This window comes from Helcococcus ovis, from assembly GCF_004524775.2.
GTDB classification, from domain to species: Bacteria; Bacillota; Clostridia; order Tissierellales; family Peptoniphilaceae; genus Helcococcus; species Helcococcus ovis.
Genome location: NZ_CP119081.1, coordinates 749136 through 775924 on the forward strand (window position 1 = coordinate 749136; position 26789 = coordinate 775924).

The window sequence follows — 26789 nt, forward strand, 5'->3', positions numbered from 1 at the left end:
TTAATTAGTGAAGGAGTATAATATGAAAAAAGTAATTTTAGGATTAGTTCTAGTATTTTCAATTATTTTAGTAGGTTGTGCTGGGAATAATAAAAATACATCTGGAGAAAAAAAGTTAAAAGTAGTAGCCTCATTTTTTCCTCCATATGATTTAGCTAAAAAAATTGGTGGAGATAAAATAAAATTAAGAAATTTAACTCAAACAGGGGACGCACATTCTTATGAACCAAATATACAGGATATGCAAGATATACATAATTCCGACTTATTGATAATAAATGGTGCAGGATTTGAAGGATGGGCAGACCAAGTTATAGAAAGTCAAAGTGATTTAAAAGTTTTAAATTTATCAAAAGGTATGGAATTAATTAAAGTTTCAGATGTGGATTCAAAATCGAAAAACGAAAATGATAATAAAGTTGATTATGATCCGCATACTTGGATGAATCCTAGTTATACAATTAAAATGTTGAAAAAAATTAAAGATAAATTTGTAGAATTAGATCCTAAAAATAAAGATTTTTATGAAAATAACTATAAAAAATATAATGAAGAATTTTTAAAATTAATAAAAGAACATGATGAATTATTGGCTAAATATAAAGGAAAATCTTTTGTAGCACCTCACGCTGCGTTTAATTATGTTACCGGAGGGGTATTAAATCAAGTAGCTATTGAAGGAATTAATTCTGTATCTGAACCAAATGCAGCAAGATTGAAAGAAATAGTTGAAGAAATGAAAAAAAATAATATTAGTACTGTATTTTACGAATATAAAAAGAGTGATAAAATTGCAAAAGCTATTGCTAATGAAATCGGTGGAGATGTTAAACCTATATCCACTTTAGAAGTAATAACACAGCAAGATATAGATAATGGAGATGATTATATTAGCTTAATGAAGATGAATTATAAAAATTTAGCAGATTCATTTGAAAAACAAAAAAACTGATTATATAAATGAAGGTAAATATGAATATAATAGAAATAAAAGATTTAAGTTTCAGTTATGAGAAAACTGAAGTTTTAAGCAATATAAATTTTAATATTAAGGAAAATGAATTTATATGTTTAATGGGAAATAATGGTAGTGGTAAATCTACTTTATTGAAAATTTTAATTGGTGAACTAAAAAATTATACAGGGAGTATTAAAATATTCAACAAAGAATTAAACACATTTAATGAATGGAGCAAAATTGGATATGTCCCTCAAGTTGACAGAAATAATATAACAAATTTTCCAATCTCTGTTAGAGAGATGATTTTATTAAATTTTTATTATGATTTTAATTTATTCAATTTACCAAAGAAAAGACATTTGAAATTAGTTGAGGAAGTATTACATTCATTTAAAATTGAACATTTGGCTGATAAAAATTTTAATGAATTAAGTGGTGGTCAAAAGCAAAGAGTAATGATTGCAAAAGCAATGGTACACAGTCCGGAATTATTAATTTTTGACGAACCTACTGTAGGGGTAGATGCGGAAAGTAAGAAAGTATTTTATGAATTAATAGATCATTTGCATAAATTTCATAATATTACAATAATATTAGTAACACATGAGTTAGATTTTTCAGATAAATTAATTGATAGAAAACTTATATTAAAAGAGAAAGAGATTAAAGAATATGTTTAGTTATGTATTTATGCAAAGAGCATTTATAGTTGGTTTTTTTATATCTATAATAATACCCCTTATTGGGACGGTAGTTGTAAACAGAAAAACATCAACAATTGGTGATGCATTATCACATACTACTCTTAGTGGATTATTTTTAGGTATATTACTAGGTTTTAACCCTATAATCGGAGGTATAGTAATAAGTGTATTAGCTGCATTTTCAATAGAAGCACTTAGAAATAAATTTCCAAAAAATGGAGATATGGCTACAGCTATTATTATGAGTTGTGGTATTGGATTGGCATCTATATTGTCAGATTTTATAGTTGCAGCACAAAATTTTGAGTCATTTTTATTTGGCTCAATAATAGCAATAACAATTTCTGACATTTTAATTATATTTTCAGTTTCGATTATTGTAATTGCTATATTTATTTATACCTATTATGGTTTGATGTTTATTTCTGTTGACCCGACGAGTGCTAGATTATCCGGAGTTAAAGTTAAACAAAATAATTATTTATTTACTTTATTATTAGCGGTTACAATAGCTCTTTCTGCAAGAATAGCCGGGATTTTAATTATTTCATCACTAATGGTTTTACCTGTTGCAACAGCGATGTTAATTGCTAAAAATTACAAGCAAACGGTAGTAATTTCAATTTTATTAGGCATGGTTTATTTTTTCTTAGGATTGACAGGAGCTTTTTATTTAAAACTTAAACCGGGTGGTTCAATAATTATGACATCAGTTATAGGATTGATACTTGTAATTATTTATAAATACATTTTAACTAAAAATGAATAGTATTTTAAGGAGTATTTACAAAATTATTTTTGTAAGTGCTCCTTATTTAATTTTATATATAAATAAAGGAAGTGTGATTAAAAGATAATGAAAATTTTACTAAGATTTTATTTTTAATATATTTATAATGTTAAAATATTATTTGTATGGAATATATTTTATTGATAAAATATAAGTGGAAAATATATTTTTGGGAGGACACCAATGAAAAAAGAACTACAAATAACGAGAAGATTTGCTGTTATGATGCTTATATTCTCGTTATTGTTGCAGACAGCTATTCCTGTTGTAATTTTTGCTAATGATAACAGCAAAATTTACAGTGTATCTGAATTTAAGTCTCAAGTAAAAGATGGAGAAAAAGTAAAGGTAAGGGGGTATATAGGAGAGCCTTGGGAACAAAGAAAATCATCTAATAGAGTAACTAATTTTGAGCTTAGTGATAAATTAGATGATGGTAAAAAATCTGGTATTCCGGTAGAATATTCAAATTCTTACTATAAAAAACATCCAAATTCTTATGAAAATAATAAAGGAAAACCTGTAATTATTGAAGGAGAAAAAAATAATTATTTAGGTACAAAAGGACTAAAAAATATAAAATCAATTGTTCCTGCTGATTCTCCTGAGGTAAATAATGGTGAAAATAAAGCTGATACATCTGTTGTAAAGGAAACAGAAGAAAAGGATACAGCTTCATTAAAAAAGAATGAAGAGGATAAAACACAAAAAACTTCAAAAAGTAAAAAAAGAGTAAAAAGGGAAAAAAAGAAACAAGAAAATGTAGAAAAAACAGAAAAATCTAGAAAATCTGAAAAAACAGAAAAAAAGAAAAAAGACAAGAAAAAAGAAAAGAAAAGTAAGTCTACTAAAAAGAAAAAAGAAAATGATCAAAAGAAGAAAAAACAAAATAAAAAAAGTCCTACAAGAAAATCAAATAATTCAAATAAAATTAATAAAAAAGATACAGAGCTTAGACTTTCTGAGCTAATGCCTGTAAATATAGCTACTGTATTAAAGGGAGATATTGGTGAAAAATTTACGACCTCCGGTTATGTAATTTCAAGACCAGGTGCATTTGGTCAACATAGTTTTGTGATTAAAGATAAAGATGGAAATTCGATTTTTATTTATACATATATTGATGCAAAAGTTAAACTTGGAGATTATGTTGTTTTAACAGGATATTTAAGTGAAAATAATGGAGTTAAACAGCTTGAAAATATCGAGGAATCGATTGTAAATAATAAGGATAAAGAAAATAAATTTGAAATTAAAGAAATGAAAATTTCAGATTTAAAAGATGAAAATTTATCCGATTTTATAGAGATAAAATATTCAAAAGTAAAGAGCTCCAGAGATTTGGGCTTTGCATTTTCAATTAACATTGAACAATATGGAAATTCCGCAACTATATTGATTAATAAGGCATCAAATATTAGTTTAAATAAAATTCAAGATGGTGCAATGATTAATGTAAAAGGAATTTTATCTAAGTTTAATACTACATATCAAATCATGCCTTTTGAAGATGAACACTTAACTATTAATAATGAAAGCTTATATAAGTATGTTAAAATAGGGCAAGTTCAAGGAGAAGGTTTAACTTCTCCATATGAAGGCAAAAAAGTAAAGGTTAAAGACGTAGTAGTTACGGCAATCCACAATCAAAATAATTTCTTTGTGCAAGATATTGAAGATGATAAAAATGAAAAAACTTCAGATGCTTTAGTTGTTAATATTGCTAATAAAAATGATGAAAATAAGCAAATAAATGTCGGGGATGTGCTGGAGTTTGAAGGTTATGTAGAAGAAAAAAATGGAGATGGTTTTGATGATAGTAAATATACAGATTTGACCATCACAAAAGTAGTTGCTAAGTCATATAAAGTAACATCTAAAAATCATGCATTGCCTGCTGTAAAATATTTAGAACAAAGAGATATACCTATTGATGTAAAAGATGTAAATGGTAGAAAGTCATATATAAATACAATAAATTTTTGGGAATCAAAAGAGTCCATGCTTGTTGGTATAAAGAATGCTAAAATTTTAGGACCAATGGTTAGAGGTCAAATTTTTGTAAGTTTAGATAAAAATTTTAGTAGATATAATAAAATGAATGGTATTACACTAAATGAAAATGGTAATCCTGATATTATAGGTATAAATATTCAATATTCTCAAAATGGAAATAATAAATATTATTATGATAATATTACAGTTAAATCTGGAGATGAAATTAAAGAATATACAGGGCCATTAACATATGCATTTGGAGGATATAAAATATATGTTCCAAAGGAAAAACGATTAGAATTAAATAAAAATATTAATAAAAATAATTTAGATAGGGAAATTACATCATTAGAATTTAATGAAGATAAATTAACTATTGCCTCATATAATATTGAAAATTTTGCGCCAAAGAGTGGAGAATCATCAGATGATAAAGTTAAGAAAATAGCTGAGTCTATTCATAAAAATCTTAAAAATCCGGATATTATATCATTAGTTGAAATGCAAGATGATAGTGGGGAAGAAAAAAGTAAAAAAGATGATCAAAAGAGTAGAGAAGTTTCAGCTAGAGAAAATGCTAAAATTTTAATTGAGGCAATAAAAAATGCTGGCGGTAATGAGTATAAATATGAAGAGATAGAGCCTCAATTTAATAAAGATGGCGGAGCACCAGGTTCAAACATCAGAGTTGCATTCTTATATAATCCATCAAGAGTAAAATTAAAATCAAGTGAAAGAATTGGAGAAAATGAATTCTATTTTGAAGATGTTAGAAAATCACTTGCAGCAACATTTGAGTTTAACGGAAAAGAAGTGTTAGTGATAGCAAATCATTTAAATTCAAAGAGAGGGGATGAACCACAATTTGGTAAAAATCAACCACCGGTAAATAGTTCTGAAGTTAAAAGAGAAAAATTAGCTCAAATAATTCATAAATATGTTGTAGATAAAAAACAAGTAAATCCAAAATTAAATGTTGTTTTAACGGGCGACTTTAATGACTTTGAATTTTCTAAAACATTGAAAACTTTAGAGGGAAAAGTATTAACAAATTTAGTAACTAAACATGATGAAAAAGACAGATTTTCATATTTTCATAATGGAAATAGTCAAACATTGGATCATATACTAGTTTCTAATAAATTAGTTAAAGACGCTAAATTTGACATGGTTCACATAAATTCAATGTTTATGGAAGAAGATGGAAGAGCTTCAGATCATGATCCGGTAATTGTACAATTAAAATTGAATGATATTGAGGAAAAAGTAGAAAATTACGAAATTCCAAAGGATGACACAGAATTTACACTTATTAAAGATTTATTTAATTCAAAATTAGGAGAAATATATAAAGTAAAAGGAACTGTAACATCTAAATCAGGGATATTTGGAAGAAAGAGTTTCTATATTCAAGATGACCATGGTTATGGAATATTTGTGAATAATGAATACAGAATTAATTTACAACAGGGAGATAAAGTTGAATTAAAGGGAAAACTTGATAATTACTTCGGCTTATGGCAATTGAAAGATATTGAAATCTTAAATAAAGAAAAATCAACAGTTATAAATCCTAAAGATATTAAAATAAATGAAATATCAGAGCAAAATCCATATACTTTGGTTAAGTTTGATAATGTTACAGTTGATTACATGGAACAATCAAATGGATATGGTTCAACGAGATTTATGATTTTTGATAAAGATGGAAATCCTATGAATGTAAATTATGATAATAGAGCTGGGGAAAAATATTCTAAACTAAAAGAAAGATTGAAAAATGGATATAAAATTAATTTAACTGGTATTTTGTCATATAAAAATGGAATTCCTGAAATATTAGTTGTTTCGCCTGAGGGGATTGAGATAAAAAGTATGGCAAATATTAAAATCCAATATTTCAAAGTTGGACAAATTCAAGGCACTGCTCATAAATCATTATTAGAACAAAGAAATGTAAAAGTTAAGGATGTTGTAGTAACAGCACTTGATGGTAAGGATGCATTTTATGTTCAAGACATAAATCCTGATAAAGATGAAAAGACATCGGATGGTATTCATGTATTTAAGACAAATCACAATGTTAAAGTTGGAGATGTTGTAGAAATTGATGGGAAAGTAAGAGAAACATTTGGTGATGGATATAGTTCAAAATATAAGAGTGATTTATCTATTACAGAAATATCTGCTAAAACAATAATAAATACAGGTAAAATTGAAAAAATTAAAGTCCATAAGATTTTCAAAAACAGTATTCCTTCAAAATACATTGATAATGATAGATTTATTAAATTTGACCCTCAAGAGGATGCAATTGACTTTTGGGAATCAATTGAGGGAATGATTGTTGAGTTGAATGGTGCTAAGGTAATCGGTCCGCAAATATCTAAACAAGTATATGTATTGCCTTTAGATTCTGAACAAAAACTGAACAAATTAGGAGGAGTTAACTTAGATGAAAATAATAATCCTAATATAATAGGTTTGGCTGTAAATGATGATATAAAGGTAAAAGCAGGTGATCAAATTACAAATTCAATTAAAGGACCAGTTACTTATGGATTCGGTAATTATAAAATTGTTGTTTCTGGTAAATTGGAAATAAAAGAATTTGATAAAAAAGATGATAAAACAAATATTGTTAAAGATAAAGATAAATTAACTGTAGCAACATACAATGTTGAAAACTTTACTGCATTGAAAGAGGGTAAAGACAGTACTTCTGAAGAAAAAGTTCAAAAAATTGCAAATTCCATTGTTAATGATTTAAATGCACCGGATATCATAACTTTATTAGAAGTGCAAGATGATGATGGTCCAACAGATAGCGGAAATGTTTCGGCAACTGAGAGTGGTAAGAGACTTACACAGGCAATTGCAAATCTTCCTAACGGTGTAAAATATACATATGTAGATATAGCACCTGAAAATAATAAGGATGGTGGACAACCAGGGGGCAATATACGTATTGGTTTAATCTATAATCCTGATAGAGTAGAGTTTAAAAATGTAGAAGCTATTGGAAAGGGAAATCCATTATTTAATGGTGTAAGAAAATCATTAGTATCAAACTTTGAATTTAACGGTGAAAAAGTAATGGTTGTTGCAAATCATTTAAATTCTAAAATAGGCGATGATGGGCTATTTGGTGCAAAGCAACCACCGATATTTAAAACAGAAGCAAAAAGAGTTAAATTAGCAAAAGTTATAAATGAATATATTGCTAAAAAGTTAAATGAAAATCCTAAATTAAATGTTGTAGTAACTGGTGACTTTAACGATTATGAAAATACAAGCACATTAAAAACTATAGCAGGAAATGAGTTAATCAATTTAGTTGATAGACATGCAGAAGATGACAGATTTTCATTCTTCTTTAGGGGAATCAGCCAAACACTAGATCATATTTTAGTTTCTAAAAATATTGCTGACAAATCAGTGTTTGATATGATTCACATAAATTCTTTATATATGGAATCACATGGAAGAGCATCTGATCATGATCCTGTAATGGTTCAAATTTCATTTATGAAGAAAGTTATCGAAGAAACGGATAAGAAAATACCTGATGATTCAAGTTTAAGCGACAAAATAGATAAGTCATCTAAAGAAAATGAAACTCCAAAAGTTGATGAGTCAGATAAGAATAATATTTCATTGGATAAAAATAAAGAGTCTGTGAAGACTGAAATTCCTTCTGTAAAAACTGAAAATTCTAATAAGAATGATTTAGATGAAAAAGTAAATTCTGAAGATTTAGAAAAAGTAAAATTAGATAAAAATAATGAAAAAGATTTAGATAATTCAATAAAAGATAATATTAAAAATAATGAAAAATCTAATGAAGATTTTAATAATTTTGCTAATTTGAATAAAATTTCAGAAAACACTAATGACAAGAAAAATAATACACAAAAAGAAAAGGTTGTAAGAAGCACTATAGAGGAAAAAAATACTTTAATTTCAATTGATAATAATAAAATAGAAAGTATAAAAGTTTCTGAAAAAACTGATAAAACAGAAAGTGTAAAAGTTCCAGAAAAAACTGACAAAAAAGAAGAAAAATTAGTAATTTCTGATAAAAAAGTCGAAGAAAAAAATTATTCGAAAGAGATGTTAGAAGATTCACAAGAAGATAAATCAAGAATTTTGGATTACGTTATTATTTCATTAGTGATTACTGTGGTTGCCTTTTCAACAGTTGTATTTGCAAAAAAAAGCTAAATGAAAATTAATATATTTTAATCAAATAAAAAGTGATGATGTTAAATAGATTTTAATCTATTCGATATCATCACTATTTTATTAAATATCAAAATTCCGTATTATATTCTAAATCAATTCTAATGGTTTTGAAATCTGTATAATATACCATGCCGGGTTTAGATCCTTTTGCTTTATTTACATTTTTTTTAAGTGTATAATCCACATCAATATACCTATCATTATTATTTTTAGAATATTTTGCAGCAAGAAATGCAGCTTGAATAATATCATCTTCTGTAATTTTTTGATTATTTTTAAGAATAACATGTGCTCCCGGTAAATCCTTTATATGGAAAAAATAATCATCAGGATTAGCTTCTCTCAGTGTTAGATATTCATTTTGTTTATTATTTTTACCAACATAAATTATATTGTTATTTTTAGTTATAAATTTATATGGATTTGAAGATTTGTTAGATTTATCATTATGTTTTGATTTTTGTTTTTTTATATATCCTTCTTGATACATTTCCTCTTTAATTTCATTTATTTCTTCTATTGTATCAGCATTTTTTAATTGATTATTTATATTTACTAAATATTGAATATCATTAATTAAATTGGGAATAGACTCACTTAATAAATTAAAACTTTTGTGAAGTTTTTTTGAAGTTTTATATTTTAATTCTATATTTTCCCATGGTGATTTTGTTGGATTTAACTTTATTTCTGATTTTGTATTATCGTAGTAATTTTCGACAATTACTGATGTTTGTCCTTTTGTTATATTAAAAGCGACACCTGACAATAGTTCGCCTTCAATTCTGTATTTTTCATATTCTTTTGATTTTTCATAGTCAAATCTTAAATTAGTAAGCTTATTTTCCAGTTTATTAATTATTTGAATAATTGATTTTGATAAATTGCTCTTTGCTTGATTTAATGAATTGTCATTAACATTTTCTTTGTAATAAATATCTAAAGCCTCACTTATACTCTTATAATTTTTAGAATTTGTACCTTTATAGGTTAAATTCATACAATAAAAATCATTTACTTTATCCTTATTGTAAAAAATATGAGGCTCAAAGTTATTTGAAAGTATTTCATTTTTGAATTCTATAAAATTATCATTTAATATCGTAATTTCTTCGTTACTTAATGAACTCAAAGTACGTTTAGAATCTAAATTTGATTTATAAGCAATTTCTTCTGCAATTTGAGGACCAAATCCTGTATATGTCATATAGAATATTTTTTTGATAGAAAAATTTTCAGGTATATTTATATCTAATAAATTTTTATCATTAGTTGTGATATCTATTTTATCATCTTTAAGATTAATAAATATTGTACCCGGATAAACCGCTCTAACACTACTCATTTCATGAGAAATTCTTTTAATAGATTCTATTACTTTATTTTCTTCATTTGTAAGTACAATGTTAGAATGTTTACCCATTATGTCTATGATTAATTTCTTTGTTGCATTAAATCCAAGTTCATCTTTACTTAAAAATGTAAATTCAACACTTCTATCAAGTCCGATTTGCTCGATTTTTTCTATTATAGAATTTTGAATGTGTTTTCTTAATATCATACTAAATTGTGGTGCTTTAGTTGGATTTTTATATTCCTGATTTGTTAAATGTATCCTAGCATTTTGAGGATTTGAAGAAATTAATAGCTTATAATTATTTTTATTATTATATATATTAATTAAGATTAAATGATCATTTATTTGGTATATTTTTTGAACTCTTCCACCTGTTAATTTTTCATTAAATTCTTTTGTTAATGCTCTAATTGTAATTCCATCTGTTGCCATATTTACTCCTTAGAAAAATTATATCATAAATATTAAAAAAACGTAACAATGCTTTGACTTTTAAAATAAAGAATTATATCATTAATACTATGGAAAGGAAGGTGCAATATGATTAAATCTATGACTGGATTTGGTAAAAGTCATTTTCAAGATGAAAATGTTAATTTTAATATTGAAATAAAAACTATAAATAGTAGATATTTAGATATAAACATTAAAATGCCAAATAAGTTAAATTTTTTTGAGGATAAAATTAAAAATATTGTAAAAAGTTATATAAACAGAGGTAGAGTAGATGTTTATATAAAATCTGATTCAAGAAATATTGGAAAGAGCAATATTGTTGTTGATTTGGATAGTGCAAAGAAAATGTATGATAGTTTAAGGCTAATTTCAAATCATCTGTCATTATCTGATAAAAACTCAGAACCTAATTTGTCTGAAATTCTTAAAAATGAAGACATTCTTACATATGAATCTCAAGATTTAGATGAAGAATACTTATATAATATAGTTAAAAATACAATGGAAATTGCTTTATCAGATGTTGTAAAAATGAGAGTTTTTGAGGGGGAAAATTTATATAAAGATTTAAATTCAAATATTGGAAAATTAAATGCTTATGTTGATGAAGTAAATAATAATATTTCAGGAATTAAAGAAGAATTAAGAGAGAAAATATATAAAAATATATCTGAAATACTTGAAAAAAATATAATTGATGAAGATAGACTTGCTAATGAAATTGTATATTATGCTGATAAAGTTGATATAAATGAAGAAATTACAAGATTATATTCACATATATTACATTTTAAGAGAGTATTAGAATCATCAGAATCTATCGGGAAAAAATTAGATTTTATTACTCAAGAATTGCTTAGAGAAACTAATACCATTGCATCAAAATCTTCTAAAATTGAAATTATTAATTTAGTAATAGAAATGAAAACTATTATTGAAAAGATAAAGGAACAAGTACAAAATATTGAATAGTTAAGGGGGAATTATGGACGGATTTTTACTTGTGTTATCTGGACCATCAGGTGTCGGAAAAGGCACAATAGTCAAAGAAATAATGAAACAAAGAGACGATATTGTTACAAGTATTTCTGTAACTACAAGATATAAACGTGAAACAGAAGAAGAGGGAAGAGAGTATTTTTTTAAGACTGTTGAAGAGTTTAATGAATTAGTAAACAATAATGCCTTATTAGAACATGCAGTTGTACATGGTAATAAATACGGTACACCAAAGCATTTTGTTGAAGAAAAAATTAAAGAGGGTAAAATAGTAATACTTGAAATTGATTTTCAAGGTGCAATACAAGTTATGAATAATTTTGATAATGCTGTCTATGTATTTGTGCTTCCTCCAAGAAAAAAAGATATTGAAGATAGATTGAGACATAGAGGAACAGAATCTGAAGAAAAAATCAAAACAAGATTAGAAACTGCAGAAAAAGAATTAGAACAATTAAAGCTATATGATTATTATTTGGTTAATGATTATATTGATTTAGCAACAAAAAGATTAAGTGATATTATGAACGAAGAAAAAGCAAAAAGGAGACAATAACATGATAAATCCATCATTTAGAGAGTTAGAAAAAGTAAGTAAATCAAGATATGACATCGCTATGATGACAGCCAAAAGGGCTAAAGAATTGATAGCAGGTGATAAACCAAAAGTTAAAACTAAAGCAGCTAAACCTGTAACAGTTGCATTAACAGAGATAATGGAAGGTAAAATCGAAAGTGAGGATTAAATATGCTTAAGGGCAAGAAAATTCTTATAGGGGTAAGTAGTGGTATTGCCATTTACAAAGTATTAAGTTTAATTAGTTCAATTAGAAAAAAAGGTGCAGAAGTTGAAGTTATAATGACTGAATCAGCAACAAAGTTTATAAATCCAATAACATTTGAAACTATATCAAATAATAAAGTTTATACAGATATGTTTATTCATCCTGATAAAGTTTTACATGTTGATATAACAAATGATGTTGATTTATTTTTAGTTGCACCTGCTACAGCAAATACAGTCGCTAAAGTTTATGCCGGTATTGCAGATAATTTGTTGACAACAGCTATTTTAGCATCTAAAGCACCGGTGGCGTTTGCTATAAGTACAAATACAAATATGTTGTTAAATCCGATTACTCAAAGAAATATTGATGGATTAATGGATTTAGGATATGATTTTATAGATTCAAATGAAGGGCAATTAGCATGCAATACTATTGGAAAGGGAAGAATGGCTGAACCCGAAGAAATTTTAGATTTTATAGAATATAAATTAACTAAAAAGGATTTGTTAGGAAAAAAAATAATAATTGCTTCCGGACCTACAATTTCAAAAATGGATCCGGTAAGATTTATTACAAATTATTCAAGTGGAAAAACAGGATATCAATTAGCTAAAAATGCTAGAAATAGAGGAGCTAAAGTTGTTTATATAACAGGTAGAGTAAGTACACCAAAATTAGATTTTGTAAAGAGTATAAAAGTTGAAACGAATTTAGAACTTAAAAATGCTATTGATAGTGAGTTTAATGATTCAAATGCTTTGATCATGGCAGCAGCACCTGTTGATTATGAATTTGAAATTACAAGTGATCAAAAGATTAAGAAATCTACAGATATAGTAAATTATACTTTAAAAAAATCTGTTGATATTTTAAGTTATTTTGGAAATAAAAAAGAAAATCAGAAAATTATAGGCTTTGCCGCTGAAACAGAAAATGTTATAGAAAACGCTAAAAATAAATTAATAAAGAAAAATGCTGATTATATTATTGCTAATGATGTATCAAAAAATGATACAGGTTTTGATGTTGACACTAATATTGTTACAATAATAGAAAAAGAATCAAAAAAAGAGTATCCTTTATTAGCTAAAAGTGAAATTGCTAATTTAATTTTAGATTTGTTGGTGAAATAATGTTATATAATTTAATATTAAAATCAAAAACATCATTTTTAGATAGGATGTTTACTTATTCATCAAATGAGGAAATTCTTGCGGGAACAAGAGTAATTGTACCATTTGGTAAAGGAGATACTAAAACTATCGGGATTGTTATTGAAAAAAATATTGAAGATAGTTTTGCATTTGAAGCAAAAGAAATAATTGAAATTTTAGATAATAAACCAATTGTAAGTGATGAATTATTAAAAGTTGCTTTTTATATGGTGAAAAATAATATTTCTGATTATTCATCTGCGATTAATGCAATATTGCCCCCGGGTAGCATTGATAAAGTAGAAGAATTTTATATAAATAATAAAATTAATAGTGATGATGAATTATTAACATTTTTAGAGAGTGAAAAAACTTTTAAGCAGATTTTAAATAAATTTAATGGAAAATATACTAAGTCATTTTTAAATAGCATGGTGTCAAAAAATCAAATTGAATCTTTTTTTGATTTAAAAAGTAAGGCAAGTATCAAATATGAAGAAATTGTTACCTTAAACAGCACTATTGAATTTAATGTAAAAGGTAAAAAACAAATCGAAATTATTAATTTTTTAATTGAAAATGGAGATACCGAAAAAAAAGAGTTATTGAATAAGACAAATTCTACACTTGCAACCATTAAAACTTTAATTTCTAAAAAAATTATAAAAGTTGAAAAGAATAAATCATATAGAAAAGTATTAAATAATGTTAATAAATATAAAAAACATCAATTAAATACTGAACAACAGGATGTGTATAATACTGTTATTTCGAGTGAAAAAAATTATTTTCTATTAAATGGTGTTACAGGTTCAGGTAAAACTGAGGTTTATTTACAATTAGTTGAAAAATATATTAAGGAGTCAAAAGAAGCTATTATTTTAGTACCTGAAATTTCATTAACTCCACAAACTATTGATAGATTTCAAGGTAGATTCGGTGAAAATATAGCGGTTTTACATTCTAAACTTAATATAAGTGAAAGAGCAGATCAATGGAAACTTATTAAAAATAAAAATGTAAAAATTGTAGTTGGAGCAAGGTCTGCCATTTTTGCTCCATTCGAAAATTTGGGTATTATAATAATTGATGAAGAACATGAGTCTTCATACAAATCAGAAAAAAATCCAAAATACTCTGCAATTGAAATAGCTAAATTAAGATCAAAATTAAATAATGCAAAATTAATTTTAGGTACTGCCACACCTTCAATTAAAACTATGTATGATGTAAAAAAAGAAAAAATTGAAATTTTAACTTTGAAAAATCGTGCAACTGGCGGAAATATGCCGGATATAAAAGTAGTTGATATGAGAGAAGAATTAAAATCAAATAACTTTACGATGATTTCATATCTATTACAAGAAAATATAAAAAATGCTCTTCAAAATAAAGAACAAGTTATCCTGTTTTTAAATAAAAGAGGACATACATCATTTGTGTTTTGTAGAACTTGTGGTTATGTGTATAAATGTGAAGCGTGTGACGTGGCTATGACATACCACAAAAGCAAAGATAGATTAATTTGTCATTATTGTGGAAGAACCGCAAAAAAGGATAAAATATGTAAAAATTGTGGCAGTAAATGGATAAAGGAATATGGTGGTGGGACTGAAATGCTGGAAGAACAAACAAAAGAAATTTTTCCAACTGCCAAAGTATACAGGATGGATGCTGATACTACAAGTACGAAAGATGATTATCAAAAAGTATACGAAATGATGAAAAATAAAGAAATTGATATACTTATTGGTACTCAAATGCTTGCAAAAGGATTAGATTTTCCAAATGTGTCAGTTGTTGGTATTGTTTCAGCAGATATAAGCTTAAATGTCCCAGATTTTAGATCCGGAGAGAAAACATTTAATCTTATTACTCAGGTTTCGGGAAGAGCAGGAAGAGGTAATGTTGAAGGCAAAGTTATAATTCAAACATACAATCCTGAAAATTATGCAATTAATAGTGCTTCAAATAACGATTATGATACTTTTTATAATAATGAAATTAACGAAAGATTAAAATTTAATTATCCACCTATTATTAATATTTTAAGGATTGGTTTTTCATGTAAAGATAGAAGCTATGCAATTGGATTTGGACAAAATACAATGCTTAAAATTAATAAATTTATTCGTGAAAATAATATAAATTTAATAGAAATGACGGGACCTAATCCTGCAATAATTGAAAAAATTAACAATAGATATAGATTTTATATAATACTAAAATCATCAAATAAAGATGAATTATTAAATATTGCAAAAATGATAAGAAATCAAAAGATAGATAGTAAAATATACCTAAATTATAATTTAGAGGAGGAATAATGGGAATTAGAACGGTTAGAGTTGTAGATGATCCAATTTTAGAAAAAAAAGCAAGAGAAATAAAAGTGATTGATGATAAAATACTTAATTTATTGGATGACATGGTTGAAACTATGCATCAAGAAGATGGTATAGGCTTGGCAGCACCACAAGTAGGAATGTTAAGAAGATGTTTTGTCATGGATATAGGGGATGGTAACATTTATAAAGTTATAAATCCGGAAATTTTAGAAGCGCATGGGAGTTCAATTGATATTGAAGGGTGTTTATCTATTCCAAATTTCAGAGGAACAATTGAAAGACCGGAAAAAATTAAAGCTAAATATTTAAATGAAAAAGGTGAAGAAGTTATTTTAGAAGCAGATGGATTATTGGCAAGATGTTTCCAACATGAAAGGGATCATTTAGATGGAATTATTATCAGCAAACATTTCATTGATAGAGTAACAGATGATAATTTCGAAGAAATTAGAGAAAAAATTGATTCAAAAAGATATAAAAAATAACTAAGACCAGCTATCAAATGTCAATAGATAAATGATTAATTGTTTGCAGTGCTCATGGAGTATAATTTTTTATCTAAGTTCTGTCAAGGGAGCGCACCTTGACAGAACTTAGATAAAAAATTACTTAAATTTGTGCACAGCAAACAAACCTAATAATTTAGGTGAAAAAAAACAATATTAACAATTAAATATTTGGAGTATACAACTTGTTATCACGCAACACTGCAAAAATGATGTTAGTAAGCTTCCTAGCAACTGCTCCAATAGCAGTACCATGAGCTTTTCCTCTATCTCTCATACCTTGATAGTATTTCGATAGAGCAGGATCTCTAAATGCAGCAACTGTAGCAGATAGCCAAATTGCTCTTCTTAAGTATGGTGAACCTCTTTTAGATATTTTAGTATTTGAAGCATTAAAATCTCCAGATTGCTTAACTGAAACATCAAGACCAGCATAAGCAACTAACTGACTTGCTTTTTCGAATCTTGAAATATCACCAATTTCGGAATAAATTGCAGCTCCAAGAACTTTTCCAACACCTGTAATGCTAGTGATTACTGGGCAAAGTTCATTAAGCATGAAAGAAATTTCTTCTTCAATTTCATAAATTTGATCTTCTAAAAATGAAATTTGGTTAATGATTTGTTTGATCTGAAAAGAAAAAGATTTTTTAGCAAATTTAATTCCAAAGGAGTTTGAAGCTGTAGATTGAATTTCTTGTGCTTTTTTTAGACCAAAACGCCCTTTACTACATTTAGAAAGAAGATTTGCTAATTCTTGTGCAGAAATGTTAATTAAATCTTCAGGTAAAGGATATTTGGATAATAGCTCTTTTGAAGCAACACCATAGATATTAGAAAAAAGTGTTGAGTATTCTGGAAAAACTTGGTCAAGAATAGCGACTAGTTTTCTTTTCCAATCAGAGCATTCATCAACTAAAGCAAATCTGTATCTAGAAAGATTTCTTAGTGCAAAAGCATCTTCATCAGAAAAATTTGAGATTGAGTATTCACCAAATCTCATGATTTGAGCGATGACAAAAGAGTCAATAGCATCATTTTTGGTTTGTCTTATGTACATTTTTCTGAAAGCTTCTGATTGAATTGGATTTATGACGATACAATTAAATCCAAGCTCTAGAAGAAAAGAATAAAGACTAAGCCAATAGTGACCAGTTGCTTCCATTCCAATAATGCAATTGTTAATATCAAGATTAAAATAATCAAGAAAATCCCTAAACTTTTCTAAACCTTTAATAGTATTAGAAAAAGATATACTTTTAGATAAGGATTTTCCGGAAGAGTCAATAATAGAAGCTTCGTGGTTTTTCTTTGCGATATCAATACCAATGTAAAACATAAAATCACCTAGTTTCAAAAAATTTAGATAGAGAAAGAACCCTCTAGAACTTTACGACAATGCAACCTCGTTAGACATACAGCAACGAATGTGCTATCCAGCTCATACGCATAAAGACGTAAAGAAGAGGCGTAACCCTTAATAAGGAAGACAAAAGCTTCAAGGAGAAAAACTACGACCTCTATCTATACAACTATTATCTCATAAAGAATATGAGATGAAAATAAAATATGTAGTTTTAACTACAACATTATTATACGAGGAGAAATTTATTGAAAAAAATAATTTTTATGGGTACGCCGGAGTTTTCAGTTAATCCACTTATTTCATTATATAATTCTAGCGAAATAAGTATAGAATTGGTAATTACTGGGGAAGATAAAAAAAGGTCAAGAAATAAGGTAGAATCGACTCCGGTTAAAAAGAAGGCAGAGCAGCTTGGATTAAGAGTTTATACTCCAAACAATGTAAATTCACAAGAATCTCTTTCAATAATTGATGAGATTAATCCTGATTTTATAGTTGTTATTGCATATGGACAATTAATAAAAAAACATTTGCTTGAAAGGTACAAAGATAGAATTATAAATATTCATTCTTCGTTATTACCTAAATATAGAGGTGCAGCACCAATGCAGTGGGCTATATTGAATAGAGAAAAACAAACCGGAGTATGTTCTATGTTAATTGAGAAAACTATGGATACGGGGGACATATTAGACTTTATTACCGTTGATTTGGATGAAAATACAGATATTACAAAATTACATGATAATTTATCATTAAAATCTGGGGATTTAATTGTCGATACAATTATAAATTATGATGATAAATTTTCACATAGAATACAACAAGATAATCAACTTGCAAGTTATTCTCAAAAAATTACAAAAGAGATGGGACATATTTCTTTTTTAGAAGATGCTGAAGATATAAAAGCTAAAATTATGGCTTTTTCTGTATGGCCATCTGCTTATGTAATATATAAAAATGAAAAAATAAAAATACACAAAATACACATAATTGATAAATATACTGATAGTGAAGAAGGAAAAATTATTGATGTTTCCAACTCTGGTATATTTGTAAATTGCAAAAATAAATGTATAGTGATTGATGAAATACAATTTCCGGGGAAAAAGAGAATGGATATTAAGTCATTTCTTTTAGGAAACTCTATTGAAAAAGGAGAAATCCTTAAATAGGGAGGTATTATGATTTTAGTAGGATATGGATATGGTAGAGGGTTAGGTATTAATCCAATCATAACTATTTTATTATTTGTTATGATTGGGGTATCAATATGGGCTTCATTTAAGGTAAGTTCTAATTTTGAAAAATTCTCAAAAGTTGCTTCTAAGTCTGGAATGACAGGTCGAGAAGTTGCAAGGATGATATTAAATAGAAACGGATTATCAGATGTTGATATTCAACAAATTTCCGGTTCTTTAACAGATCATTATGATCCTAGAGATAAAGTTATTAGACTTTCAGAATCTGTTTATGATAGTACTTCAATAGCAGCAATTTCAGTTGCAGCTCATGAAGTAGGTCACGCAATTCAGGATAAAGATGGATATTTAATGTTAAACTTTAGGTCTTTACTTGCACCGGTTGTTGGATTTACTTCAAGATTTGTGTTCGTGTTGATTTTTATGGGCTTTTTATTAGAATTTACAAATCTGATTAACTTAGGAATAGCATTATATTCATTATCAGTATTATTTCATATTGTTACATTGCCTGTTGAATTAAATGCAAGTAAAAGAGCATTAGATAATTTAACATACAATGGTATAATAACAGTTGAAGAAAAAAGTAGTTCTAAAAAAGTTTTAGGTGCTGCAGCAATGACTTATGTAGCATCAATGTTAGTATCAATACTACAATTACTAAGATTTATTTCAATGAGAAGAGATTAATTAGGTGGCAAATTATGTATTTATATATAGTTTGCCATTTTTTATTAGATAGGAGAATTATTATTAAAGCAAGAGAAATGGCTATAATTACAATAAGAGATATTTTAGATAAAAATTTATTTTCTAATGAAATTATTGCCTTAAATATAAAAAAATTAAATAAAATTGATCATAATTTTTATAGACAATTAGTTTATGGAGTTATTGAAAATTTATATTATTTAGATTATATTATCGGGAAAATATCAAGTGTTAAATTAAAAAAAATTGATAAAAATATTTTAAATATTTTAAGGCTAGGTATTTATGAGTTGAGATTTTTAAATAATGAAAACTATGCATCAATAAATGAAGCAGTAAAGTTATCAAAAAAATTTAATTATAAATCAAAGAATTTTGTAAATGCTATTCTTAGAAATTTTGATAGAGATATTGAAAATTTAAGTATTGTTAATATTAAAGATATAGATGAAAGATATTCTATACAATATTCGATAAATATTGAGTTAATTAGATACATAAAAAAGTATTATGATAATTATTTAGAAATAATTGAAAGTTTTAATAAAGTACCAAGTTTTTCTCTTAGAGTTAATACAATGTTGACAAGTAAAGAAGATTTAAGAGAAATATTAAAGTTAAAAGGATATATAGTTGACGAGTCTAAAATTTCAAAAGATTCTTTAATTGTAGAAAATCCTTCTAATATGACGGATTTAGAAGAATTTAAGAATGGTTTATTTACAATTCAAGACCAAGCAAGTATTTTAGTTTCAGAGATATTAAATCCAAGTGAAAATTCAAATGTATTGGACTTATGTGCGGCTCCAGGTTCAAAATCAACACATTTACTTCAAATAATGAATGATAAGGGGTTGATTTATTCAAATGATATATCGAAAAATAAATTAAATAAAATAAAAGAAAATTTTGATAGGTTGAAATTTAAAAATTATAAAATAATTAATTTTGATGCAACACAAGTAATAGAAAATTTTGAAGAAAAGTTTGATTATATTTTAGTTGATGCTCCTTGTTCAGGAATTGGTGTAATAAAGCGTAAACCAGAGATAAAGTTAAAAAAAACTATGGATGAAATAAATTCATTATCATTAATTCAAAGTAGTATTTTAAGTAATGCGTATAAGTATCTCAAAAAAGGTGGATTTATTGTATATAGTACATGTACAATAGGAAATGTAGAGAATTTAGATATTATTGATAAATTCTTAAATGAAAATAATGACATGAAAATCGTTGAAATTAATGGAAAAAATTATATACAACTTTTACCTGATACTGATAATGATGGCTTTTTTATTTGTAAAATAGCGAAAAGATGAGCTTTATGTTATAATGTAATATAGTATAGTATAATATTTGTTAAGTAGGTTATTATGGAATTTTATTCTACAACAGATGTAGGGAAAAAAAGAAAAAATAATGAGGATGCCTTTATTAATTACAATAGTGATGATTTTGATTTATTTATTGTTGCAGATGGCATGGGTGGATATTCAGCTGGAGAAATTGCATCTAATATGGCTGTAAACATTATTAAAGACTACATTGTTAAAAATTTTGATAAAGAAAATATATTTGATTTGATTGCAGAATCTGTAAGAGATGCTAATGATGCTATTTTGCAAAAATCATTAAAAAATGAAGAATGTAGAGGTATGGGAACAACTATTGTTATAGCAATAATAGTTGATGATTGTCTTTACTTTTCTAATGTTGGAGATAGCAGAATTTATCTTTACTCTGAAGACAATTTTAGACAGATTAGTAAAGACCATTCTTATGTCCAGGAGTTACTTGATATAGGAGCTATTACAGAAGAAGATGCTAAATTTTATCCTAAAAATTTAGTAACTAGTGCAGTTGGTATTGAAAATACATATAAGATTAATATAAATAAAATTCCTTTAAGTCCAAATGACAATATATTGTTATGTACGGATGGATTAACTGATTTAATCGATGATATTGATATTGAAGATGTACTACAAAACAAATATGAAGCAAAAGAATCCTGTGAAATTTTACAATATATAGCAAATTCTACAGGAGGATATGATAATATAACAATTACGATAATTAAGTATTAAATTTCAAATATTCCTTGGAGGATAAGATGAAAGGTAAAGTATTAAACGGTAGATACGAGATTAAAGATATTATTGGAATGGGGGGCATGGCTATAGTATATGATGGATATGATACTATTCTTCATAGAGAAGTTGCAATAAAAATCTTAAAGGATAATCTTGTAGAAAATCAGGAATTTTTTAATAGATTAAAAGAAGAAGCATCGGCTTCTGCTTCAATTTCAGATGATAATATAGTTTCTATATATGATATTTCAACAACAATTATTAACGAAAAAAATGTTGATTACATTGTTATGGAAAAAATTAAAGGTAACACTTTAAAAGAAATTATTCAAGAAAAAGCTCCTCTTAGTAATGAAATGCTTTTAGACTATTCAATGCAAATTGCTAAAGCATTACAATCTGCACATATTCATGGTTTAGTTCATAGAGACATTAAACCGGCAAATATCTTAGTAAATCAAAATAATAAGATAAAAGTTACTGATTTTGGGATAGCAAGAGTTGCATCGGATGTTACGATAACTTATACATCATCAATTTTAGGTACGGTGCATTATATTTCGCCGGAACAAGCAAAAGGACAACCGATAGATTCAAGATCTGATTTATACTCTTTAGGTGTTTTAATGTATGAAATGGCAACGGGAAAAGTTCCATTTGATGGGGAAAGTCCTGTGGGTATTGCCGTAAAACATATACAAGAAACACCTCAGCCAATATCTGAATTAGCACCGGATATAGATAAAAATATTGAAAAAGTTATATTAAAATTGTTAAATAAAAATCCGGAAGATAGATATAAGACAGCAAGCAATATTTTAATAGATTTGAATAAAATAAAATCCGGAAGAGATGTTGAAATAGAAGATATAAACGATATTGATAAAACTGTTAAAATTGCTGAAAAAGAAGATGTTTTGAGAGAATCAGTTGTATACAAAACAAAATCATCTGAAACAAATGAGTCGGAAAATATTGATGTGAAAAAGAATAAGGTAAATTGGAAACTGGTAGGAGTTATATCATTTTTATTACTTGCAATATCAGGCATGATTTATCTAATAGCAAGTAATTTATCAAGTAAAAATCAAGATAGTTTAATGGTTACAGTGCCAAGTGTTATAGATGTAAATGAAAAAGATGCGATTAATCTTTTAACTGAAAAAGGTTTGGAAGTATCCATTAAAGAAAGAGTATTTGATAAGTCAATTATTAAAGGTAATGTCATATCTCAATCGATAAATTCTCAAACTTCTGTAAAAAAAGGTAGAGTAATAGAGCTTACCATCAGTAAAGGTAGAGAATTGTTAAGAGTGCCAAATATTGTAGGTTTTAGTCTTGATGATGTTAAAGATATTATAAAGAAAAATGGATTCAAAATAGGCACTACAAGTAATGAAGATTCAGATGCACCGAAAGGACAAATCATTAAACAGCTTCCTAAAGAAGGTGAAGAGGTAGAAAGCGGAACTGAAATAAATATTATTTTGAGTAATGGACAAAAAAAAGAAAAAACTGATAATAAAATTACAGTACCAAGTGTTTTAAGTTATGAACAAGAAGAAGCCATTAGTTTATTAAAAAAATCTAATTTAGATGTTAAAATTGAAAGTGAATCTAGTAATGTAGCAAGAAATCTTGTAATAAAGCAAAAGCCTGAACCTTCAAGTAAAGTTGAACAAGGCACTACTGTGACAATTGTTATAAGTACAGGTCCACAACAAAATCAGCAAAACAATGTAAACTTAAGAGAGTATGTATTTAATGTAAATGTTCCTAATACACCTAATAAAACATTTAATTTAACAATTATAAATAAAACTAATGGAAAAGTTGTTTTCAATAACACATTGAATAAAAATAATGCAAAAGAGGGTAAGTTGCAAATAAAATTTAATGCTGAATCAGATGCAAAATTTGATGTATATTTTGATGGAGAAAAAGCTGACGTAAATTATGGAAACTAAAGGAATAATTATTAAATCTCAAAAAGAGTTATATTATGTAAAATATAAAAATAAGACATATATGTGTAAAGCTAGAGGAATTTTTAGAGATAAAAACCTAAAACCTCTTGTTGGAGATAGAGTTGATATTCAAATATTAGATGAAAATACCGGATATATAGAAAAAATATATGATAGAAAAAATTCATTAATACGTCCTCCAATTGCAAATATTGATCAAATACTTTTAGTTCATAGTTTGACTGATCCTGAAATTAATTATGTTACATTCGATAAATATTTAGTAATGTTAGAGCATTTTAAGATACCGGTTAAAATAATTATAAATAAAGTTGACTTAGCAAAAGATGAGGATATAAAAAAATTTGAAGACATTTATAGTAAAACTAAATATGAGTATGTATTTACAAGTGCTAAAAACAATCAAGGTATTGGAAAATTAAATAAAATGATGAAAGATAAGATTTCATCATTTGCCGGACCATCAGGGGTAGGGAAATCTACAATATTAAATTTATTGCATGAAAATTTTGATGTACAAACAGGTAAAATTAGTAATAAAACATCCAGAGGTAAACATACTACCAGGCATACAGAATTGTTTGAAATTGATGAAAATACATTTATTTTTGATACACCTGGATTTAGTGCATTAAACCTTGATTTTATTGAAAATTTTAGAGATGTAAAAAAATATTATCCCGAATTTGAGATATTTAAGGTGGGATGTAAATTTAACGATTGTGATCATATTAATGAACCAAATTGTTCAATAAAAAAAGAAATGGAACTTAAAAAAATAAGCAAAAATAGATATGAAAGTTATCTATACATTTATAATGAAAGAAAAAATGAAAGGAAATTTTAATGAAGGAATTATCACCATCATTGTTAGCTGCTGACTTTTATGATTTAAGGTCACAAATTGAAGAATTAAATGAAACAGATGTAAAATATCTGCATTTAGATGTAATGGATGGAAGTTATGTTCCAAATATATCATTTGGTCCTGATGTAATTAATAATTTAAGAAAACATACAAATTTAATTTTTGATACACATTTAATGATACAAAATCCGGAAAAATATATTGATAAATTTGTAGAAGTTGGAGCTGATATTATTTCATTCCATCCGGAAACAACCTTGCATCCAAATAGAGTTGTTTCTCAAATTAAATCAAAAGGTGTAAAAGCCGGAATTGTATTAAATACGCATACAGATGAAAATGTTTTAAAATATTTAATTCAAGATATTGATTTGGTTTTAATTATGTCAGTTGTTCCTGGATTTGGAGGTCAAAAATTTATACCACAAATTTTAGAAAAAATTAAAAGGGTTCGTAAAATTATTGATGAATCAGGAAGAGATATTATTTTAGAAGTGGATGGTGGAATTAAATTAGAAAATGCTAAAGAAATATCAGATGCAGGTTGTGATTTGTTAGTTGCCGGTTCCGCAATATTTAACAAGGATGGTATATCTAAAAATGTAGATGATTTTTATAGGGTAATAAAATAATGAAATCTAAGGCAGTAATTTTTGCAGGTGGGACAATTTCTGGATTAGAATATATTAGTTTGCTTAATGATGTAAAATTTGAAAATATTAGTATAATATGTGTTGATAAGGGTGTTAATTATGCTCTAGAAAATAATATTAATATTGATATTGCAATTGGGGATTTTGATTCAGTAAGTAAAAAATCTATTGATTATCTAAAAAATAGTGACATTAAAATACTTAATTTCAATAAAGATAAAGATATGACAGATATGGAATTAGCACTGGATTTTTGTTTTAAAAATAATTGTAAGGAAGTTTATTTGTTTGGTGCCACTGGTACAAGATATGATCATAGTATTTCAAATATTAATTTATTAAAAACATATTCATTAAAAGGGCTGAAGATATCTATAATTGATGAAAATAATTATATTTTTTATATAAATGAATCTACAGTTATAAAAAAATTAGATAGAAAAATTTCGATACTTCCAACTAATGAAAAATGTGTATTTAACTTGTATGGTACAAAATGGGAATTAGTAAATCACAATTTGAAATTTGGTAGCTCTTTAACTATATCAAATGAATTTTATAATGATGTTAATATCGAAATTTTAAATGGAGATATGTTTGTAATATTAAGTAAAGATTAAATATTGAAAAGTTCTTCAAGGGAAATTAATCCCTTTATTAACTTTTCTTTTTTAATTCTAGGTAATTGTTTGATTTTATATTCAAATTTTGTGGCTTCAATTTTATCGATACATTTTTTTATAAAGACATATTTTACAGGTACTCTTATTCTAGTGTATTTTGATGCTTTTTTGTTGTTATGTTTTTTAATTCTATTTTCAAGATTATTAGTATATCCTGTATAATATGAATCATCAGAACATTTTAAAATATATACATAGTTACTCATCTTTTAATATCCTATTAATTATGCTAAAATCAAACCCTTTTGAAGAAAGAAATCTAAAATATTTCTGCTTAATTTTATAATCACTTAGATCTTCATTTTTGTATTTTTTATTAAATACATTTAATGCATTTTTATATTCTATCTCATTATCGTATTCATTCAGGTATTTTTTTGAAATTTTACTGTCTATGCCTTTTTCTTTTAGCTTAAATTCAATCATTTTTTTACTTAAATATCTGTAAGTAATATTTTGTTTAATATATTCTTCAGCATATCTTTCATCATTTATTAAATCTAATTTTTTATAATATTGAATTACTTTGTTAATTGATGCAGAATTCTTTGTGCTTTGAGTTAGTTTTCTATGTATTTCAAATTCTGTTCTCATTTTATAATTTATAAAATTTTCTGCTATGTATTTGCAGCATTGGTAATTATCTTCTTCATCCAATAAATTATATTCCTTTTCATTAATGTCATGATTTGGAGCAAGGTTTAGTTTTTCATATAATTCATAAGAAATATTAAATTTGGTATTATCGTCTAAAGTGACTATAAATAAGTTCTTTTTTTCGTTAAAATTTATATTTTTTATATACATATTCACCTCTTAATAATAAGGATATATTTTAAATAAGAAAAAGTCAAAATGATTGTTATAATATTTAACCTTAAGGCTGGATAAATACTTGACTTTTTTGCATAAA

General features: G+C 26.2%; 22 protein-coding genes. 18 read left to right on the top strand and 4 right to left on the bottom strand.

Annotated features, from left to right (window positions below; translation table 11 throughout):
* The first annotated feature begins 22 nt into the window (after positions 1-22).
* The 4 genes from EQF90_RS03520 (at position 23) to EQF90_RS03535 (ending at position 8677) form a co-directional block, all read left to right on the top strand.
* Positions 23-952 (top strand): metal ABC transporter substrate-binding protein, encoded by a 930-nt coding sequence (locus EQF90_RS03520; RefSeq protein ID WP_134711631.1) that lies wholly within the window; start codon positions 23-25, stop codon positions 950-952.
* Between the two features lie 20 nt (positions 953-972).
* Complete coding sequence (locus EQF90_RS03525) at positions 973-1641, top strand: metal ABC transporter ATP-binding protein (protein ID WP_134711632.1); 669 nt, start codon at positions 973-975, stop codon at positions 1639-1641.
* Complete coding sequence (locus EQF90_RS03530; protein ID WP_134711633.1) at positions 1634-2434, top strand: metal ABC transporter permease; 801 nt, start codon at positions 1634-1636, stop codon at positions 2432-2434. The genes EQF90_RS03525 and EQF90_RS03530 overlap by 8 nt, the downstream gene beginning before the upstream one ends.
* Positions 2435-2638: 204 nt before the next feature.
* The gene (locus EQF90_RS03535; protein WP_134711634.1) at positions 2639-8677 is read left to right on the top strand and encodes an endonuclease/exonuclease/phosphatase family protein; all 6039 of its coding nucleotides are present in this window, start codon (positions 2639-2641) and stop codon (positions 8675-8677) included.
* 88 nt (positions 8678-8765) lie between these two features.
* On the opposite strand, the gene EQF90_RS03540 is transcribed toward EQF90_RS03535, so the two are convergent.
* Entirely contained in the window at positions 8766-10487 is a 1722-nt protein-coding gene (locus EQF90_RS03540; protein WP_134711635.1) for an Rqc2 family fibronectin-binding protein, read from the bottom strand.
* Between the two features lie 108 nt (positions 10488-10595).
* On the opposite strand from EQF90_RS03540, the gene EQF90_RS03545 reads away from it, so the two are divergent.
* The 6 genes from EQF90_RS03545 to def are packed head-to-tail and all read left to right on the top strand — an operon-like array spanning position 10596 to position 16285.
* Entirely contained in the window at positions 10596-11483 is an 888-nt protein-coding gene (locus tag EQF90_RS03545) for a YicC/YloC family endoribonuclease (protein ID WP_134711636.1), read from the top strand.
* 13 nt (positions 11484-11496) lie between these two features.
* Positions 11497-12066, top strand: coding sequence for a guanylate kinase (gene gmk / locus EQF90_RS03550; protein ID WP_330167163.1), 570 nt, complete (start codon positions 11497-11499; stop codon positions 12064-12066).
* Position 12067: 1 nt separating this feature from the next.
* Positions 12068-12256 (top strand): DNA-directed RNA polymerase subunit omega, encoded by a 189-nt coding sequence (gene rpoZ, locus EQF90_RS03555; protein ID WP_134711638.1) that lies wholly within the window; start codon positions 12068-12070, stop codon positions 12254-12256.
* Between the two features lie 2 nt (positions 12257-12258).
* The gene (coaBC, locus tag EQF90_RS03560; RefSeq protein WP_134711639.1) at positions 12259-13431 is read left to right on the top strand and encodes a bifunctional phosphopantothenoylcysteine decarboxylase/phosphopantothenate--cysteine ligase CoaBC; all 1173 of its coding nucleotides are present in this window, start codon (positions 12259-12261) and stop codon (positions 13429-13431) included.
* Entirely contained in the window at positions 13431-15779 is a 2349-nt protein-coding gene (priA, locus tag EQF90_RS03565) for a primosomal protein N' (RefSeq protein ID WP_134711640.1), read from the top strand. Before coaBC ends, priA begins: the two co-directional genes overlap by 1 nt.
* On the top strand, positions 15779-16285 hold the full coding sequence (def, locus tag EQF90_RS03570) for a peptide deformylase (RefSeq protein WP_134711641.1): 507 nt from the start codon (positions 15779-15781) through the stop codon (positions 16283-16285). Before priA ends, def begins: the two co-directional genes overlap by 1 nt.
* Before the next feature lie 184 nt (positions 16286-16469).
* Here the strand turns inward: def and EQF90_RS03575 are convergent, their stop codons facing one another.
* Positions 16470-17645 (bottom strand): IS110 family RNA-guided transposase, encoded by a 1176-nt coding sequence (locus EQF90_RS03575; RefSeq protein WP_330167153.1) that lies wholly within the window; start codon positions 17643-17645, stop codon positions 16470-16472.
* Between the two features lie 272 nt (positions 17646-17917).
* Here EQF90_RS03575 and fmt point away from each other — a divergent pair, with 272 nt between their 5' ends.
* Genes fmt through EQF90_RS03615 form a run of 8 tightly spaced genes read left to right on the top strand, consistent with a single transcriptional unit; the run spans position 17918 to position 25813 of the window.
* On the top strand, positions 17918-18850 hold the full coding sequence (gene fmt / locus EQF90_RS03580; protein ID WP_134710592.1) for a methionyl-tRNA formyltransferase: 933 nt from the start codon (positions 17918-17920) through the stop codon (positions 18848-18850).
* A 9-nt stretch (positions 18851-18859) separates the two neighbouring features.
* A complete protein-coding gene (locus EQF90_RS03585) occupies positions 18860-19567 on the top strand; it encodes a zinc metallopeptidase (RefSeq protein WP_134710594.1) in 708 nt (235 codons plus the stop codon).
* 14 nt (positions 19568-19581) lie between these two features.
* Entirely contained in the window at positions 19582-20910 is a 1329-nt protein-coding gene (gene rsmB / locus EQF90_RS03590; RefSeq protein ID WP_245151222.1) for a 16S rRNA (cytosine(967)-C(5))-methyltransferase RsmB, read from the top strand.
* A gap of 54 nt (positions 20911-20964) precedes the next feature.
* A complete protein-coding gene (locus EQF90_RS03595; protein ID WP_134710596.1) occupies positions 20965-21678 on the top strand; it encodes a Stp1/IreP family PP2C-type Ser/Thr phosphatase in 714 nt (237 codons plus the stop codon).
* A 26-nt stretch (positions 21679-21704) separates the two neighbouring features.
* Positions 21705-23651 carry a Stk1 family PASTA domain-containing Ser/Thr kinase gene (gene pknB, locus EQF90_RS03600; RefSeq protein WP_134710598.1) on the top strand — a complete coding sequence of 649 codons (1947 nt, stop codon included), beginning with the start codon at positions 21705-21707 and terminating at the stop codon, positions 23649-23651.
* Positions 23641-24519 carry a ribosome small subunit-dependent GTPase A gene (gene rsgA / locus EQF90_RS03605; RefSeq protein WP_134710600.1) on the top strand — a complete coding sequence of 293 codons (879 nt, stop codon included), beginning with the start codon at positions 23641-23643 and terminating at the stop codon, positions 24517-24519. The genes pknB and rsgA overlap by 11 nt, the downstream gene beginning before the upstream one ends.
* Entirely contained in the window at positions 24519-25172 is a 654-nt protein-coding gene (gene rpe, locus EQF90_RS03610; protein WP_134710602.1) for a ribulose-phosphate 3-epimerase, read from the top strand. Before rsgA ends, rpe begins: the two co-directional genes overlap by 1 nt.
* Positions 25172-25813: a thiamine diphosphokinase gene (locus tag EQF90_RS03615; RefSeq protein WP_134710603.1), complete on the top strand. Its 642-nt coding sequence runs from the start codon at positions 25172-25174 to the stop codon at positions 25811-25813. The genes rpe and EQF90_RS03615 overlap by 1 nt, the downstream gene beginning before the upstream one ends.
* Here EQF90_RS03615 and EQF90_RS03620 read toward each other — a convergent pair.
* Together EQF90_RS03620 and EQF90_RS03625 are read right to left on the bottom strand one after the other, a co-directional pair.
* Positions 25810-26082 (bottom strand): GIY-YIG nuclease family protein, encoded by a 273-nt coding sequence (locus tag EQF90_RS03620; protein ID WP_134710604.1) that lies wholly within the window; start codon positions 26080-26082, stop codon positions 25810-25812. The two genes, EQF90_RS03615 and EQF90_RS03620, sit on opposite strands and share 4 nt — an antisense overlap.
* The gene (locus EQF90_RS03625; RefSeq protein ID WP_134710605.1) at positions 26075-26683 is read right to left on the bottom strand and encodes a regulatory protein RecX; all 609 of its coding nucleotides are present in this window, start codon (positions 26681-26683) and stop codon (positions 26075-26077) included. Before EQF90_RS03625 ends, EQF90_RS03620 begins: the two co-directional genes overlap by 8 nt.
* Between the last annotated feature and the right edge of the window lie 106 nt (positions 26684-26789).

Bases quoted from the DNA above. Each gene is read 5' to 3' on its own strand.
- EQF90_RS03520 (WP_134711631.1), top strand. From the start codon at position 23: ATGAAAAAAGTAATTTTAGGATTAGTTCTAGTATTTTCAATTATTTTA.
- EQF90_RS03525 (WP_134711632.1), top strand. From the start codon at position 973: ATGAATATAATAGAAATAAAAGATTTAAGTTTCAGTTATGAGAAAACT.
- EQF90_RS03530 (WP_134711633.1), top strand. From the start codon at position 1,634: ATGTTTAGTTATGTATTTATGCAAAGAGCATTTATAGTTGGTTTTTTT.
- EQF90_RS03535 (WP_134711634.1), top strand. From the start codon at position 2,639: ATGAAAAAAGAACTACAAATAACGAGAAGATTTGCTGTTATGATGCTT.
- EQF90_RS03540 (WP_134711635.1), bottom strand. From the start codon at position 10,487: ATGGCAACAGATGGAATTACAATTAGAGCATTAACAAAAGAATTTAAT.
- EQF90_RS03545 (WP_134711636.1), top strand. From the start codon at position 10,596: ATGATTAAATCTATGACTGGATTTGGTAAAAGTCATTTTCAAGATGAA.
- gmk (WP_330167163.1), top strand. From the start codon at position 11,497: ATGGACGGATTTTTACTTGTGTTATCTGGACCATCAGGTGTCGGAAAA.
- rpoZ (WP_134711638.1), top strand. From the start codon at position 12,068: ATGATAAATCCATCATTTAGAGAGTTAGAAAAAGTAAGTAAATCAAGA.
- coaBC (WP_134711639.1), top strand. From the start codon at position 12,259: ATGCTTAAGGGCAAGAAAATTCTTATAGGGGTAAGTAGTGGTATTGCC.
- priA (WP_134711640.1), top strand. From the start codon at position 13,431: ATGTTATATAATTTAATATTAAAATCAAAAACATCATTTTTAGATAGG.
- def (WP_134711641.1), top strand. From the start codon at position 15,779: ATGGGAATTAGAACGGTTAGAGTTGTAGATGATCCAATTTTAGAAAAA.
- EQF90_RS03575 (WP_330167153.1), bottom strand. From the start codon at position 17,645: ATGTTTTACATTGGTATTGATATCGCAAAGAAAAACCACGAAGCTTCT.
- EQF90_RS03585 (WP_134710594.1), top strand. From the start codon at position 18,860: ATGATTTTAGTAGGATATGGATATGGTAGAGGGTTAGGTATTAATCCA.
- rsmB (WP_245151222.1), top strand. From the start codon at position 19,582: ATGTATTTATATATAGTTTGCCATTTTTTATTAGATAGGAGAATTATT.
- EQF90_RS03595 (WP_134710596.1), top strand. From the start codon at position 20,965: ATGGAATTTTATTCTACAACAGATGTAGGGAAAAAAAGAAAAAATAAT.
- pknB (WP_134710598.1), top strand. From the start codon at position 21,705: ATGAAAGGTAAAGTATTAAACGGTAGATACGAGATTAAAGATATTATT.
- rsgA (WP_134710600.1), top strand. From the start codon at position 23,641: ATGGAAACTAAAGGAATAATTATTAAATCTCAAAAAGAGTTATATTAT.
- rpe (WP_134710602.1), top strand. From the start codon at position 24,519: ATGAAGGAATTATCACCATCATTGTTAGCTGCTGACTTTTATGATTTA.
- EQF90_RS03615 (WP_134710603.1), top strand. From the start codon at position 25,172: ATGAAATCTAAGGCAGTAATTTTTGCAGGTGGGACAATTTCTGGATTA.
- EQF90_RS03620 (WP_134710604.1), bottom strand. From the start codon at position 26,082: ATGAGTAACTATGTATATATTTTAAAATGTTCTGATGATTCATATTAT.
- EQF90_RS03625 (WP_134710605.1), bottom strand. From the start codon at position 26,683: ATGTATATAAAAAATATAAATTTTAACGAAAAAAAGAACTTATTTATA.